Origin of the sequence: Pseudomonas sp. L-22-4S-12 (assembly GCF_009799935.1) — a bacterium.
Lineage (GTDB): Bacteria > Pseudomonadota > Gammaproteobacteria > Pseudomonadales > Pseudomonadaceae > Aquipseudomonas.
In genome coordinates, this window is sequence record NZ_WELL01000001.1 from 1,211,774 (window position 1) to 1,226,074 (window position 14,301).

Consider the following 14,301-nt stretch of genomic DNA (forward strand, 5'->3'; position numbering starts at 1 on the left):
AGCGGCTGTGGCGCCGTGCTTAGGTGGTTTGGTGGCCGAGCTTGTGCATGGCCGCATCGGTCATGTCGTAGAGCATCACGCAGACATGCTCGACCTCGCCCTGCGCGGCGGCCAGCGGCAGGATGGTGACGTTCTGGTACATGAAATCGGCCTGGCCGGTGATCGGCCGGTAGCTCTTGAAGTGCAGCAGGTAGGGGCGCTGCTCCCACAGGCTGAAGGCGCGGGTGCCCAGCTGCACCACGCTTTCCACCTTGCGCCGCAACCAGGGCTCGTCGATTTCGCCGAACAGCTCGAACAGGCAGCGCCCCTGCACCGCGTCGCTGCCCAGGCCGGAGTGGTTCTCCATGAAGCTGTTCCACACCTCGATGCGATAGCTGCGATCCAGCACTATCACCCCGACATCCAGGCACTGCACGATGTCGAGCAGCCAATGCACTTCTTTGATATCGATCTGCGCCGGCATGGCTACTCCATCAGGTAGTGGATTTTCTGGGTCAGGCGCGGCAGCGAGTCTTCGGTGAACAGCAGCAGCAGGTCGAAGTGCACCGCGTGGCCTTCCAGGCCGTAGCTGATCTCCACCGCCAGGGTCTGCTTCCAGCGCCGCTGGTTGAGGCTGATCAGCTGCTCGATGGAGGCGTGCTGGCCGAGCAGCTGCGGGTGGCCCTGGGAGAAGCGCACGTCGATCTGCTCGGCGATGCCGGACAGGCAGGCGCCGATCAGGATGCTGGCCAGGTCGAGCAGCATCTCCGAGGTTTCCGTGTCGTTCTGTGGCTGCCAGCCGAGCAGGCGGGCGATGTCGCCGGTCTCCGAATCATGGAACAGCAGCAGCGCCTCGCCGGCGATGGCATCGCCGATGAAGCCCTGGCACACCGCGCTCAGGCGTTCGCCGCGCTGGGCGTCGAGCAGGGCCATGTGCAGCTCGCTGACCTCGAAGATATTGACGTTGGGGATCGGCAGGCGCACGAAGACTTTCAGCACCCGCGCCAGCAGCGCGGCGGCGCGGCCCATGGCGACGTTGCTGACCTCGCGCAGGGCATCGCGGAAGTTGACCCTGAGCGCCGGCTCGGCGCGCGGCTGGGGCGGCGCCTGGACGGCCGGCGGGTGGAACAGGCCCAGGCGGATCAGGGTGGCGCGCAGTTCCTCGGCGGCCACCGGCTTCTTGATGAAACCCAGCGCGCCCAGTTCCTGCACGCGGCGCAGGGCCTCCGCCTGGACATCGCCGGAAACCACCACGACCCGGCTCTGCAGGCCTTCGGCGCGCAGCTGGGCGAGTACCTGGTAGCCGTCCAGCACTGGCATGGTCAGGTCGAGTAGCACCACCTGGCCGAGGCCCTGGCGAATCGCGGCCAGGGCCTCTTCGCCCTGGCTGGCCTGACTGATGCGCACCGGCCATTCGGGCGGCAGGGCCCGGATCAGCTGCTTGCGCGCCATGGCGGAATCGTCGCAGACCAGAAGTGGAATCACCGGAGCACCATGCGGCAGAGGTTGGTTGGCAATAGCCCCAGCATAGCGGCCGGGCAGGGGCGGGTCAGTTCGGCGTGAACGAGTAGGTGTTGCGCCCGGCGTTCTTCGCCGCATACATGGCACGGTCGGCCTGCTGCACCAGGGCCTCGATGTCGTCGCCGTCGCGCGGGAACAGGCTGACGCCCATGCTGGCCTGGACCCGCACCTCGTGGCCGTCGATCAGCATGGGCAGCTGGAAGCGGTCGTGCAGTTTTTCCAGGATGGCGACGATGTGCTGGGGATCTTCGACCACCTCGAACAGGATGACGAACTCGTCGCCGCCCAGGCGCGCCACCGTGTCGCTCTCGCGGGTGGCCGAGCGCAGCAGGTTGGCCACCGCCTGCAGCACGTGGTCGCCGAGGCTGTGGCCGAGGCTGTCGTTGAGCTGCTTGAAGTGGTCGAGGTCGACGAACAGCACGGCCAACTGCTTGCCGCTGCGCCTTGAGGTGGCCAGGGCATGTTCGAGGCGCTCGAAGAACACCCGGCGGTTGGGCAGGCCGGTCAGCGGGTCGTGCCGGGCCAGGTGCTCGAGGGCGCTGCGGCTGCGGGTCAGCTCGTCGAGGTGGCTGAGGATTTCCTCCTGCATCTGGCGGAAGCTATGCGCCAGCTGGCCCAGCTCGTCCTGGCGGCGCGGCAGCTCGCTGATCCGCCGCTCCCGGGAGAACAGCTGCACGGCTTGGTTCATCAGCTTCAGCGGGCTGGTCATGGCGCGCGAGGCGACCACGGCGACCAGCAGGGCGAGCAGGCTGAACAGCAGGACCACCTGGGCGATGCGCTGCCCCAGGCCGCTGGCTTCGGCCAGGACATGGCTCTGCGGCTGGCCGAGGCCGAGGATGACGAAGCGCTCGGCGCTCTGCGGGCTGACCGACAGGCGCACGAAGGCCGCCACCAGCGGGTCGCGCTGGGCCCGCTCGGCGCCGCGGGTGACCAGCCTCTCGCGGCCGTTGTCGGCCAGCAGGCTGGCGACTTCGGGGAATTCGTCCTGGATGAACCAGCGCCGGCCCTGGTCGAAGCCGAAGGTGCGGCTGGGCTGCGGGTGGATCAGCAGGTCGCCCCAGCGATTGCTCAGGTACACCCGGTACTGTTCGGGCAGGTCGCTTTGCAGCTGGGCGAACAGCTGGGCGAGGTCGACGTTGATCACGATCAGGGCGACCACCTTGCCGCTGCTGTCGGCCACCGGCGTGGAGACGTGCAGGGTCGGCCGGTCCTGGCCGGAGTGCGCGCCCTGCTCGTGGTTGATCACGATCGGCGACAGGCGCACCGCGCCGGGCTGCAGGCGCAGGGTGTCGAACACATAGGCGTAGTGGCCCTTCTCCTGCATCTGGGTGCCGTCGATCTGCAGCAGGCGCTCGCCGTCGCGGTCCACCCGCACCTGCTCGAGACCATGCTCGGCGGCGCTGATCAGGCGGATCTGCACGTACTCGGGGTGCACCCTGAGCAGCGAGCGGAACAGCACGCCCAGGTCGCCGTCCACGTGTTCGCGTTCGATCCGGCTGGCGGCGGCCGGCAGGTCACGTACCTGGGCGACGCCGGCCAGCAGCAGGGCGTCGCGGGAAGCCCCCTCGACGCTGCTGCGCAGGTTGCGCCCGAGCACCTGGGCGGCCGTCAGCAGGTCGCGCTCGGCGGCCTTGAGCAGCAGGCCGCGGCTGTTGTGGTAGGAGTAGTAGCCGGTCAGGCCGGAAACCAGGATGCCGAACAGGGCCAGCAGGGCGCCCAGCTTGAGGGCGATGCCGAACTTCATGGCGCCTCCTGCAGCGGCGGTCGTTCGCCGGACAGGATGCGCTGCCACAGTGCGGCGCGGCGGGCGTCGTCCTCGACCGGACGCAGCCAGATCAGCTGGCCGGGCTTGTCCGTGCCGCTCGGCTCTTCCAGGGTATTGGACAGCCCCTGGCGCTCGCTCAGGGCGCGGCTGACATGGGCCTCCAGGGTGAAGTCGATCCACGCCTCGGCCAGGGCCACGTCCCGCGCGCCGCGGCTGATCGCCCAGCAGTCGAGCCAGGCCAGGGCGCCTTCGCGCGGGATCACGTAGCCGACATCGGCGCCGGCATCGCGCAGCTGCTTGAGTTGCTGGCGCCCGTAGTTGGCGAAGAGCAGGGCCACCGAGTGCTCGCGGAACAGGCTGACGGCTTCCTCCGGCAGGGCATAGAAGGTCAGCACGTTGCGCCGCAGGGCGATCAGCTGCTCGGCGACCTGGGGGAATTCCTCGGCGGCGATGTTGAACGGGTCGCGGCCGCGGGCCTGGCTGGCCAGGGAGAAGTTGTGGCTGCTGCCATTGAAGGCCAGCACTTTGCCGCGGTAGCGCGGGTCCCACATGCTGGTGATGGAGGTGGGCGGCTCGGCGAACTGCTGGCGGTCGTAGATCAGGCCCATGTCCGAGTAGGTGTAGGGGATCGCGTAGACCTTGCCGGCGGCCATGATGCCGGGAATCTTCGGGTAGTCGCGAAAGCGCCAGAGCTGGCGGGTGGTGTTGGCGATGCGCGCCGGCTGCAGCGGTTGCAGCAGGTGGCGGCCGATGTAGTACTCGATTTCCGCGGTGTTGGCGGCGATCAGGTCGTAGTTGCCGCCCTGGTTTTCGGCCAGCTTGCTGCGCAGCTTGTCGTCGCTGCCGACCAGGGTCACCTCGACCTGCACATCGTGCCGGGCCTCGAACTCGGCCACCAGGTCCGCGTCGGCATAGCCGGGCCAGGCGAGCAGGCGCAACGTCTGGCTGCCGGCATGAGCCAGGGCAGGGGTCAGAACGGTGAGCAGGGTGAACAGCAGCGGGCGCAGGTACGTCATGGACGAGGCCAGAACAAGGGAGCTTCTGCAGTGTATACGATGGCAATCTGCCTTGCCGAGCCGTCTGCGCTGCCCCTTTTCGGTGCTTTGGCGGGGGCCGGCGGGTAATTCTGGCGGGGCGTGCTAGCGTTTTCCGGGTCAGCCACTTTCTACAGGAATGCCGCCATGGAAGAGAACGCCCTGCTCAGCGCCGGAACCGCCAAGGCCAATCAACTGCTCGACCTGGTCGCCCAGTATGGCGCGGCGTTCGGTGTGAAGATTCTCGCGGCCATCGCCTTCTGGGTGATCGGCCGCTGGCTGATCGGCTTTGCCGTCGGCCTGGTGCAGAAGGCCCTGGGCAAGCAGAAGGTCGACCCGACCGTGCTGCGCTACCTGGGTTCCTTCATCACCGTGACCCTCAACATCATCCTGGTGATCGGCATCCTCGGCTATTTCGGCGTGCAGACCACCACCTTCGCCGCGCTGATCGCCGCGGTCGGCCTGGCCATCGGCATGGCCTGGTCGGGGTTGCTGGCCAACCTGGCCGCCGGCGGCTTCATCATCGTCCTGCGCCCGTTCAAGGTCGGCGACTTCATCAGTGCCGGCGGGGTGACTGGCACGGTGACCGAGATCGGCCTGTTCGCCACGGCGATCAACACCCCGGACAACGTGCTGACTCTGGTCGGCAACAACAAGATCTTCAGCGACAACATCCAGAACTATTCGCACAACGCCTTCCGCCGGGTCGACCTGCAGGCCCAGCTGTCCGGCGCGGCGGACTGGAAGGCGGCGGTGGCCCTGCTCAAGCAGCGCATTGGCGCCATCGACAATGTGCTGGCCACGCCCGCGGTGGACGTGGAAATCCTCGAGTTCAACCTGGTCGGCCCGGTGCTGGCGGTGCGGCCTTACTGCCATAACGACCACTACTGGCAGGTCTATTTCGACAGCAACAAGGTGCTCAAGGATGCCCTGGGCGAGGCCGGCTTCCCGGCGCCGATGGCGGCGCAGCGGGTGATCATGCAGCAGGCGCCGAACGCCTGACGGGCTCAGACCTGCTGGTCGAGCGGCCTGCGCAGCTCCTGCAGCTCGCTGCGCGCCTGGGCCAGGCAGGTCTGGTGCAGGTTGCGGTAGTGCTTGGGCGCGCGGCGGGCGTGGCGGTCGATCTGCTCCAGCAGCTCGCGCGCCTCGCGGCTGCGTCCCAGCTGCTTGAGCAGCAGGGCGTAATGCAGGGGCGCCTCGGGGCCGGCGAAGTAGCCGAGCAGGGCGCGGTACTCCTCTTCCGCCTTGAGCGTCTCGCCCAGCTGCGCCAGGGCCTGGGCATACAGCAGGTGGCCATCGGCGCTGCGGAAGTCGGGGTTGTGTTCGCGCAGCTGTTCCAGGCTCAGCCGGCAGGCCGCGGCCTCGCCGTTGGCCAGCTGGGCGCGGGCCAGGCCAAGGAGGATGTCCGGGGCCTGGGCATGGATGCCGCGCAGGGCCGCGCGGTAGTGCTCGACGGCCTCTGCGGCCTGGCCCAGGCGCAGCAGCTCGTCGGCCAGGCGCATGCGGGTTTCCCGGGTGTCGCTGATTTCCAAGTCGTTGCGCAGGGCGCGCAGATGGCGCTCGGGGTCGAGGCGATCCTGCAGCTGGTTGACCGCGCGGCGCCCGCGCCGGCTGCGCAGCAGGTCCGGGAGCATGATGCCGAGGGCATAGATCAGGCAGCCGAGGCCGGGCAGGGCGATGATCAGGTAGATCCAGTAGCGTTCCTGGCCGCTGCGCACCACGTGCAGACCGCAGAACACCTGACAGGCGATGAGTAACAGGGCGAGGAGGGGCATGGGTTTCGGCATCCGTGCTGAGAGGGCCCTCTATGTACCACGTGCCCGCCGGGCTGTCAGGCGCGGGTCTGTGACCGGGTTCAGCTTGGCGTGCTGTCGGCCCACTTCGGCGCCACGTCCGGCTGCCAGGCGGCCAGGCGATCCAGCAGTTCGCCGGCCGCTTCGCTGCGTTGCAGCATGCCGCGGTGCGGGGCGCGGACGAAGCCTTCGGCCACCAGATGATCGAGGAAGCCGCTGAGCTGGCGGTAGAAGGCGTTGACGTCGAGCAGGCCGAGCGGCTTGCCGTGGTAGCCGAGCTGGCCCCAGGTCCAGACCTCGAACAGTTCCTCCAGGGTGCCGAGGCCGCCGGGCAGGGCGATGAAGGCGTCGGCCAGTTCGGCCATGCGCGCCTTGCGTGCATGCATGCCGTCGACCACTTCCAGGCGGGTCAGGCCCTTGTGGCCGATTTCCGAGCGCTCCAGGCTCTGCGGGATGATGCCGATCACCTGGCCGCCGGCCGCCAGGGCCGCGTCCGCCACCACGCCCATCAGGCCCACGGCCCCGCCACCATAGACCAGGGTCAGGCCGCGCTCGGCGAGGGTACGGCCGAGGGTGACGGCGGCTTCACGGTAGAGCGGGTTGCTGCCGGTGCTGGCACCGCAGAACACGCAGACGGACTTGAGGCTCATGCAAGGCTCCTGTGGGCGAAATGGCGCACAGGGTAGACCTTGGCGGGGTCGCGGTTCAAATCAGCGCGTGTTCGTCCGGGCAGTTGCCGCTGGCACCGGCGGCATAGGCGGCGAACAGGCTGTGCAGCAGGCTGCTGAGCGACATGGGCGGATCTCCTGGGGGCTACAGTTGCAGCCTAGCCGCTGCCGGCGCAGGTGATCGGTTGATTGTCTCGATCGTGGCGATAGCGCCGGCTTGCCTCGGAACCTGTCCACGATCTGCTGCGCGTCGGCCAGCCTGCGTTAATAACAGGCTTTGGCTCGCGGGATCGTCGGCCGGTACTCAGCCGGCCAGCAGCCAGACCCCGGTGCCGGCCGTGGCGGTGCCCGCCAGGCGCACCAGCGGCGTCGCCGCTTGCGGCAGGTAGCGCACCAGGGCATAGCCGCTGGCGTGCAGGGCGGCGGTGGCGGCGACGAAACCGGCGGCATAGGTCCAGGGGCTGGCCAGTGCCGGCAGCTCCAGGCCATGGGCCACGCCGTGGCTCAGGGCGAACAGGCCGGTGAGGCCGAGCGCCACGGCCTGCGGCAGGCGCGCGGCCACGGCCACCAGCAGGCCGAAGGCCAGCAGCGAGCCGGCGATGCCGGTTTCCAGCAGCGGCAGCCGCAGGCCGGCGAAGCCGAGCAGGCCGCCCAGCAGCATGCTGGCGACGAAGGTCAGCGGCAGCGCCCAGCGCGTGGCGCCCTGCTGCTGGGCGGCCCACAGGCCGACGGCGAGCATCGCCAGCAGGTGGTCGAGGCCCAGCAGCGAGTGGCTCAGGCCGGCCAGCAGGCCGGCGTGGTCGTGCCCGGGGTGGGCGAAGGCCACGGCCGGGGTGAGGAACAGGGCGAGGGCATACAGGCTTTTACGCAGGTTCATGACGGGCTCCTTGCGCTGACTCAGGCGGCAGTCAGCATGCCGTGGCGTTCGATGAAGGCGATGATCTGGTCGAGCCCCTGGCCGACCTTCTGGTTGCTGAAGACGAAGGGCTTGTCGCCGCGCATCTTGCGCGCGTCGCGGTCCATCACCTCCAGGGAGGCGCCGACCAGCGGCGCCAGGTCGACCTTGTTGATCACCAGCAGGTCGGACTTGCAGATGCCGGGGCCACCCTTGCGCGGCAGCTTGTCGCCGGCGGATACGTCGATCACGTACAGGGTCAGGTCCGACAGCTCGGGGCTGAAGGTGGCCGAGAGGTTGTCGCCACCGGATTCGACGATGATCAGGTCGAGGCCGGGGAAGCGTCGGTTGAGCTGGTCGACCGCTTCCAGGTTGATCGAGGCGTCCTCGCGGATCGCCGTGTGCGGGCAGCCGCCGGTTTCCACGCCGATGATCCGCTCCGGCGCCAGAGCCTGGTTGCGCACCAGGAACTGGGCGTCTTCCTGGGTGTAGATGTCGTTGGTGACCACGGCGATGTTGTAGCGCTCGCGCAGGGCCAGGCACAGGGCCAGGGTCAGGGCGGTCTTGCCGGAACCGACCGGGCCGCCGATGCCGACGCGCAGGGGTTGGCTGTTCATGGGTGCTTCCTTATCAAGAGCGGAATAGACGGCTGTACTGGCGCTCGTGCGCCATGCTCGCCAGGGCCAGGCCGAAGGCGGCGCTGCCCCAGTGGCCGGGTTCGAGTGTGCTGGCCAGGCGCTGCGCCTGTTCCAGCCGGGGGAGCAGTTGCGAGGTGAGGCGCTGGGCGGCCTGCTGGCCGAGCGGCAGGGTCTTCATCAGCACCGCCAGCTGGTTTTCCAGCCAGCCCCACAGCCAGGCGACGAGGGCATCCTGGGCGTCGATTCGCCAGGCGCGGGCGGCCAGGGCCCAGGCGGCGGCCAGGCCGATTTCGGCGTGCCCGGCGAGAAACGCGCGGGCGGCCTGGTCCAGTTCCGGCAGGCCGTCGAGCAGCTGCCTGAGCGAGTAGCCCATCTGCCGGCTTTCCAGGGCCAGCTCGCGGGTCTCGCGGCTGGCGCGGTGTTGCTCGGCCAGCTCGCCCAGGGTCGGCCAGTCGCCGGTTGCGGCGGCCGTGCAGTGGGCCAGCAGCAGCGGCGCCTCGAAGCGCGCCAGGTTGAGCAGCAACTGATCGGCGATCCAGCGCGCGGCGCTGTCCTGGCTGTCGACCAGGCCTTGCTCGACGGCCATTTCCAGGCCTTGCGAGTAGCTGTAGCCGCCGATCGGCAGTTGCGGGCTGGCCAGACGCAGCAGTGCCCAGGCTTTATTCATGGCTCTGTCCCAATAGCGTGCTGCACAGGCCATCGCGCTTGAGTGGGAGCGGATTTATCCGCGATAAACCGGCCGCTCGGCGTAGGCCCTGCTCACGAATGAATTCGCTCCCACGAACAGCCAGGGCAGCCACCGCGAGCGCTTGAGCTAAACAACGGCGCGGCATGGCAACGCGTAACAGGTACATGGCTTCATTCATGGCGTGGCCTGCGTCGGGGGTAGCCAGCGGGCCAGGCGGCCGCTGCGGGCTGGCTAGCCTGAAGAGCGCCCAGGCCTTGTTCACAGGCGCACGCCGAACTGGTGCAGGCGCGGTGCGTAGTTGAAGTCGGCGTCGCCGGCGTGCGAATGGTGGTGGCCGCCGCCATAGGCGCCATGTTCCGGCTGGAACGCCGCCTCGAGGGTGCAGGTGCTGGCGCCGAGCTGGTCGAGCATGGCCTTGAGCACATAGTCGTCGAGCAGGCGCAGCCAGCCGTCGCCCAGCTGCAGGGCGACATGGCGGTTGCCCAGGTGGTAGGCGGCGCGGGTCAGTTCGAAGGCGTTGGCGCAGGTGACGTGCAGCAGCGCTTCCGGGCGCGCGCAGACGCGCACGATGCGCCCGTCCTCGGCGCGCAGGCAGTCGCCATCGCGCAGCGGCGGCTGGCCCCGGTCGAGGAACAGGCCGACGTCTTCACCGGCTGCACTGAAGCAGCGCAGGCGGCTCTTGCTGCGGGCATCGAAGGTCAGGTGCAGCTCTTCGTCCCAGTGCGGCTGGGGTTCGAGGCGGTGGTGAATCACCAGCATGGCGGGCTTCCGGCCTGAGTATGTGCTGGTGCTAGAGCAAGGGGCTTGCCAAGAACGGAGGGGCCCCGCGGTTGGCGGCGGCGTGCCTGAATACGGGGCTAGATGTCGCCTTGCTTTGGTGCCTGGCTGGCCGGGATGCCGCCTTTTGGTGCGTCTAGCTCCCGGCGCTGTCCAGGCCCAGGCCCAGGCCTTGCCAGTGCTTGGCGCCGATGAAGATGAAGCGCAGCTGCTGAACCATCTTGGCTTCCGGGGTGAGGTGGGCCGGCAGCGAGGCGGCCGGCGGGTCGATCAGCTCCGGCAGGGTGGCGAAGACCGTCTTCACCACCAGGTCGGAGACCACGTCGATCGCGGCATCGTCCAGGTGCGGCATGCGGCTCATCAGCTTGAGGTCGGCCGCCAGGTCGTCGGTGATCTGCTGGCGCAGCCGGCCGATGGCCTGGCGCACCGGCTGCGAGCCGCCGTACTGCTCGCGGGCGAGAAACAGGAACTGGTTGCGGTTGGCGCTGATGGCGTCGAGGAAGATCCGCGTGCTGGCCTCGATGATGCCGCCCAGCTCGAACTCGTTGCGCCGTACTTCGCGCAAGGTGTCGCGGAAGGTGGCATCGACCTCGGCGACCAGCGCCAGGCCCAGTTCGTCCATGTCGTGGAAGTGCCGGTAGAAGCCGGTCGGCACGATGCCGGCGGCCCGGCTGACCTCGCGCAGGCTGAGGCTGTCGAAGCCGCGGTTGCTGTCCATCAGCTCACGGGCGGCATCCATCAGGGCATGTCGGGTCTGCTGTTTCTGTGCGGCGCGTGGCGACATGGGGACTCGGTGTTTCGCTATGGGGCAGGTTTGCGCCGCACTCTAACAAATGCGCTTCGCAGGCGTCGAACCTGCTATTCCAGTGAACGAGTGTTGACTGACAAATGGCGCCTCTGCCATTGTTGTGTACAAGTGTTCACTGGAGCCCTGCCATGACCCTAATCCCGCTGAGCTGGTCGCGTGCCCTGAGTCCTCTGCTGCAGCCATTGCGCTGGCTGGTGCAGCGGCGCTGGTTGCGCGAGGCCGAGGTGGATGCCGTATTGGCCTGGCTGCAGCCAGGCTGGCGCCTGAACCGGGTGTTCGCCCGCGTCGAGGGGCGCGAGTGGGTGGCCGAAGACATGCTGACGCTGCGCCTGCGTTGCAACGGCAATGCGCGCGGCTGGCGCGCCGGCCAGCATGTACAGCTGTACCTGCAGCTGGACGGCGTGCGCCACAGCCGCAGCTACAGCCTGACCCGCGTCGGCCATGGCGGGCGCATCGAGCTGGCGATTCGCCGTCAGCCGGGTGGGCGCCTGTCCAATCGCCTGCTCGACCACCTGGCTATCGGCAGCGTGCTGGAGCTGGGCCAGGCCCAGGGCGAGCTGCACTGGCCGCAGGACTCCGCCGGGGTGGTGCTGCTGGCCGCGGGCAGCGGCATCACGCCCTTGCTCGGTCTGCTGCGCGAGGCCCTGAGCCGGGGCTTTGCCGCGCCGATCAGCCTGCTGCACTACGTGCGCGAGCAGGGCCAGCGGCCGTTTGTCGAGGAGCTGCAGCAACTCATGCAGCGCCATCCGAACCTGAGCGTGCGCTGGGCGCTGACCGGCGAGCCGGCGGCCGATGAACCACTGCGCGGGCGCTTTACCGGCGAGCACCTGCAGGGGCTGGCGCCGGACCACGTGCTGGCCTGCGGGCCGGCCGGCTTCGTCGAAACAGTCGCCCGGCACTGGCGTGGGCCGCTGCAGGTGGAAGCCTTTACCGCTCCCGAGCGCAGTGTCGAACCCGGCAGCGCGGTGCGCCTGGGCTTTGCCCGCGCGCGCCGGCAGGTCACCGGGGACAGCGCGCGCAGCCTGCTGGAACAGGCCGAGGCCGCCGGCCTGCGCCCGGCCCATGGCTGTCGCCAGGGCATCTGCGCCAGCTGCACCTGCACCCTGCTCGGCGGCACGGTGCGCGATTTGCGCAGCGGCGCGCTGTTCGCCGAGCCGGGCCAGCCGATCCGCCTGTGCATCAGTGCGCCGGCGGGCGATGTGGACATCGATCTGTAATTCTCGCCAGCCGCTGCGGCAGGCCAACCGAGGTGACGACTATGCGTAGCGATCGCGAACTGAGCCGCGTGGAACTGGATGCCTTTGGCGCCGAACTGGATGCCCTGCGCAGTCGTACCCTGGCCGATCTGGGCGCGGCGGATGCCCGCTACATCCGCCGGGTGCGCGGTGCGGTGCGGCTGTGCTGCTGGAGCGGGCGGGCGTTGCTGATGCTCGGCTGGTTTCTGCCGACCTGGCTGCTCGGTACGCTGCTGCTGGGGCTGGGCAAGATCCTCGAAAACATGGAGCTGGGCCACAACGTCATCCACGGTCAGTACGACTGGATGAACGACCCGGAATTCGCCGGGCGCCGCTACGAATGGGACATCGCCGGCCCGGCCGATTTCTGGCGGCACACCCACAACCATGTGCACCACACCTGGACCAATGTGCTGGGCATGGACGACGACGTCGGCTACGGCCTGGTGCGTCTGTTCCCCGAGCAGCGCTGGAAGCCCTTCTACCGCTGGCAACCGCTGTGGGTGACCTTGCAGGCGCTGCTGTTCCAGTACTCGATCGCCATCCAGCACCTGCGTCTTGACCAGGTCTACAAGGGCAGGATGAGCAAGGACGAGCTGCGTCCGCTGCTGCGCCAGTTCAAGGCCAAGGTGCTGCGCCAGTGGTGCAAGGACTACCTGTTCTTCCCCCTGCTGGCCCTGCTGCTGGGCGCCAACGCCTTGGCCGTGCTGGCGGGCAACGCCCTGGCCAACCTGCTGCGCAACCTGTGGACCTTTGCGGTGATCTTCTGCGGCCACTTCACCGAGCAGGCGGCGGTGTTCGGCAAGGACTCGGTGGTCGGCGAGAGCCGCGGCCACTGGTACCTGCGCCAGTTGCGCGGGTCGAGCAACCTGAGCGGCGGCCAGCTGTTTCACATCCTCACCGGCAACCTCAGCCACCAGATCGAGCACCACCTGTTCCCCGATCTGCCGGCGCGGCGTTATGCAGCGCTGGCGGTGGAAGTGCGCGCGATCGCCGCGCGCTATGGCCAGGTCTACAACTGCGGCAGCTTCAGCGCGCAGCTGGCCACGGTGCTGCGGCGGATCTGGAAGTACCGTTTGCCGCAGAACGCAGTCGCCGGCGGCTGAACATGGCCCTGGATGTGGGAGCGAATTTATTCGCGAGCAGGTGATGATTGCCGCTGCCTGCTATAGCGAATGAATTCGCTCCTACAACCATAAGCCCCACAAACAGCGGGTGCTCAGCGCTGAAACGAACAGGTCAGGTAGCGGTTGCTGAAGCCGTAGCGCAGCATCGAGCCGAGGCGGGCGAACAGGTACAGCGGGCGGCGCTGGTAATAGAGCAGCACGGCGTTGCCGACGCCTTCCGAACGGTGCCGCTTGGTCTGGTCCGGGCGTTTGGAAAACAGTCCCTTGAACTGCCACCACTGGATCTGTTCGAAGTGCGCCTGCGGGCGCAGGCCATGTTGGCGGAACAGGGCGAAGAACGAGCGGCGGCTGAAGTCGTGCAAATGGTGCGGGTTGCCGTCCAGGGTCGGGGTGATCGGCACCGAGGCGATGACTCGACCTCGTTCGGCCAATAGGCGGGCGTAGTTGTCGATCAGGCGCTGGGGGCTGGGCAGGTGCTCGATGGTTTCCAGGCTGACGATGCTGTCGAACGGCTGCTCGGCGGCGAACCGTTCGGCATCGGCGCAGACGTAGCGCAGGTTGGGCAGGCGATAGTGCTGCCGGGCATAGGCGATGGCGTCGGGGTCGATATCGACTCCGGTGATCTGCCGCTGCGGATTGCGCTCGGCCAGCAGGGCGGTGCCGTAGCCGCAGCCGCAGGCCATGTCGAGGATGTGCTGGCCGCTGAGGTTGTCGGCGGCGAACTCGTAGCGCTCCATGTGGATGCGCAGGGTGTTCTGGTCGTCGCGGCTGCGCGGGTCGAGATCCTTGGGGTAGATCCGTTCGATGGTGTGCATGGCTGCCCTGCCTGATCCTGATGGCGGGACTATAAGGCAGTCGGCTCCAGCGCGCCCAGCCTGGGTTGCCGGCGGGCAGTAAAAAGCCGGTGAATGCGGGGGCAGTCACCGGCTCGTTCGGCTGGGTTGTGCGGCTTCACGTGCGGGACCTTACTGCTGGCGGCTATCGATCAGCTGGCGAGGCCGGCTGGCTTCAGGCTGCGCGGAAGGCCCTGGTGCGTTCGGCGCCGTTCTCGGCGACCGCGTCACGCTGGAGCAGCCGCTCGGCACCGCCTTCGGCAACGCGGAAGGCCTTGTTGCGTTCGGCGCCGTTTTCGGCGACCGCGTCGCGCTGGATCAGGCGATCCGAGCCGCCTTCGGCAACGCGGAAGGCCTTGTTGCGCTCGGCACCGTTCTCGGCGACAGCGCCACGCTGGAGCAGGCGCTCGGCACCGCCTTCGGCGACGCGGAAGGTTTTGCTGCGTTCGGCGCCGTTCTCGGCGACCTCGTTGCGCTGGAGCAGACGCTCGGCACCGCCTTCGGCGACGCGGAAGGTTTTGCTGCGTTCGGCGCCGTTCT

Annotated in this window: 16 protein-coding genes; 3 read left to right on the forward strand and 13 right to left on the reverse strand. The window is 68.5% G+C overall.

Translation table 11 applies throughout. From position 1 onward, the window contains the following. Positions 1-19: 19 nt before the first annotated feature. From F3I16_RS05500 to F3I16_RS05515, 4 genes are all read right to left on the reverse strand, one after another. Positions 20-463: a PAS domain-containing protein gene (locus F3I16_RS05500; RefSeq protein ID WP_160492696.1), complete on the reverse strand. Its 444-nt coding sequence runs from the start codon at positions 461-463 to the stop codon at positions 20-22. A gap of 2 nt (positions 464-465) precedes the next feature. Further along, on the reverse strand, positions 466-1,464 hold the full coding sequence (locus tag F3I16_RS05505; protein ID WP_160492697.1) for a response regulator: 999 nt from the start codon (positions 1,462-1,464) through the stop codon (positions 466-468). 64 nt (positions 1,465-1,528) lie between these two features. Continuing rightward, positions 1,529-3,244, reverse strand: coding sequence for a diguanylate cyclase domain-containing protein (locus F3I16_RS05510; protein ID WP_160492698.1), 1,716 nt, complete (start codon positions 3,242-3,244; stop codon positions 1,529-1,531). Continuing rightward, a complete protein-coding gene (locus F3I16_RS05515; protein WP_160492699.1) occupies positions 3,241-4,281 on the reverse strand; it encodes an extracellular solute-binding protein in 1,041 nt (346 codons plus the stop codon). The genes F3I16_RS05510 and F3I16_RS05515 overlap by 4 nt, the downstream gene beginning before the upstream one ends. A gap of 165 nt (positions 4,282-4,446) precedes the next feature. Between F3I16_RS05515 and F3I16_RS05520 the strand changes: the two genes are divergently transcribed. Further along, positions 4,447-5,301 carry a mechanosensitive ion channel family protein gene (locus F3I16_RS05520; protein ID WP_160492700.1) on the forward strand — a complete coding sequence of 285 codons (855 nt, stop codon included), beginning with the start codon at positions 4,447-4,449 and terminating at the stop codon, positions 5,299-5,301. 5 nt (positions 5,302-5,306) lie between these two features. Here the strand turns inward: F3I16_RS05520 and F3I16_RS05525 are convergent, their stop codons facing one another. From F3I16_RS05525 to fabR, 7 genes are all read right to left on the reverse strand, one after another. Continuing rightward, positions 5,307-6,074, reverse strand: coding sequence for a tetratricopeptide repeat protein (locus F3I16_RS05525; RefSeq protein ID WP_160492701.1), 768 nt, complete (start codon positions 6,072-6,074; stop codon positions 5,307-5,309). Between the two features lie 80 nt (positions 6,075-6,154). Further along, positions 6,155-6,742, reverse strand: coding sequence for a TIGR00730 family Rossman fold protein (locus tag F3I16_RS05530; RefSeq protein WP_160492702.1), 588 nt, complete (start codon positions 6,740-6,742; stop codon positions 6,155-6,157). Positions 6,743-7,064: 322 nt separating this feature from the next. Beyond that, positions 7,065-7,637, reverse strand: a complete 573-nt coding sequence (locus F3I16_RS05535; protein ID WP_160492703.1) for a HupE/UreJ family protein — start codon at positions 7,635-7,637, stop codon at positions 7,065-7,067. Between the two features lie 20 nt (positions 7,638-7,657). Continuing rightward, a complete protein-coding gene (gene ureG / locus F3I16_RS05540) occupies positions 7,658-8,272 on the reverse strand; it encodes an urease accessory protein UreG (protein ID WP_160492704.1) in 615 nt (204 codons plus the stop codon). 13 nt (positions 8,273-8,285) lie between these two features. Beyond that, positions 8,286-8,960 (reverse strand): urease accessory protein UreF, encoded by a 675-nt coding sequence (locus F3I16_RS05545; RefSeq protein ID WP_160492705.1) that lies wholly within the window; start codon positions 8,958-8,960, stop codon positions 8,286-8,288. A gap of 279 nt (positions 8,961-9,239) precedes the next feature. Continuing rightward, positions 9,240-9,740 (reverse strand): urease accessory protein UreE, encoded by a 501-nt coding sequence (gene ureE, locus F3I16_RS05550; protein WP_160492706.1) that lies wholly within the window; start codon positions 9,738-9,740, stop codon positions 9,240-9,242. Between the two features lie 154 nt (positions 9,741-9,894). After that, a complete protein-coding gene (gene fabR, locus F3I16_RS05555) occupies positions 9,895-10,542 on the reverse strand; it encodes an HTH-type transcriptional repressor FabR (protein ID WP_160492707.1) in 648 nt (215 codons plus the stop codon). Positions 10,543-10,694: 152 nt separating this feature from the next. On the opposite strand from fabR, the gene F3I16_RS05560 reads away from it, so the two are divergent. Further along, positions 10,695-11,783 (forward strand): ferredoxin reductase, encoded by a 1,089-nt coding sequence (locus tag F3I16_RS05560; protein ID WP_160492708.1) that lies wholly within the window; start codon positions 10,695-10,697, stop codon positions 11,781-11,783. Positions 11,784-11,824: 41 nt separating this feature from the next. Then, a complete protein-coding gene (locus F3I16_RS05565; protein WP_160492709.1) occupies positions 11,825-12,907 on the forward strand; it encodes a fatty acid desaturase in 1,083 nt (360 codons plus the stop codon). Positions 12,908-13,020: 113 nt separating this feature from the next. Here the strand turns inward: F3I16_RS05565 and F3I16_RS05570 are convergent, their stop codons facing one another. Beyond that, positions 13,021-13,743 carry a trans-aconitate 2-methyltransferase gene (locus F3I16_RS05570; RefSeq protein ID WP_160492710.1) on the reverse strand — a complete coding sequence of 241 codons (723 nt, stop codon included), beginning with the start codon at positions 13,741-13,743 and terminating at the stop codon, positions 13,021-13,023. A gap of 193 nt (positions 13,744-13,936) precedes the next feature. Beyond that, positions 13,937-14,301, reverse strand: a 365-nt coding sequence (locus F3I16_RS05575; protein WP_306110086.1) for a hypothetical protein, incomplete at its 5' end; no start/stop codon positions are given.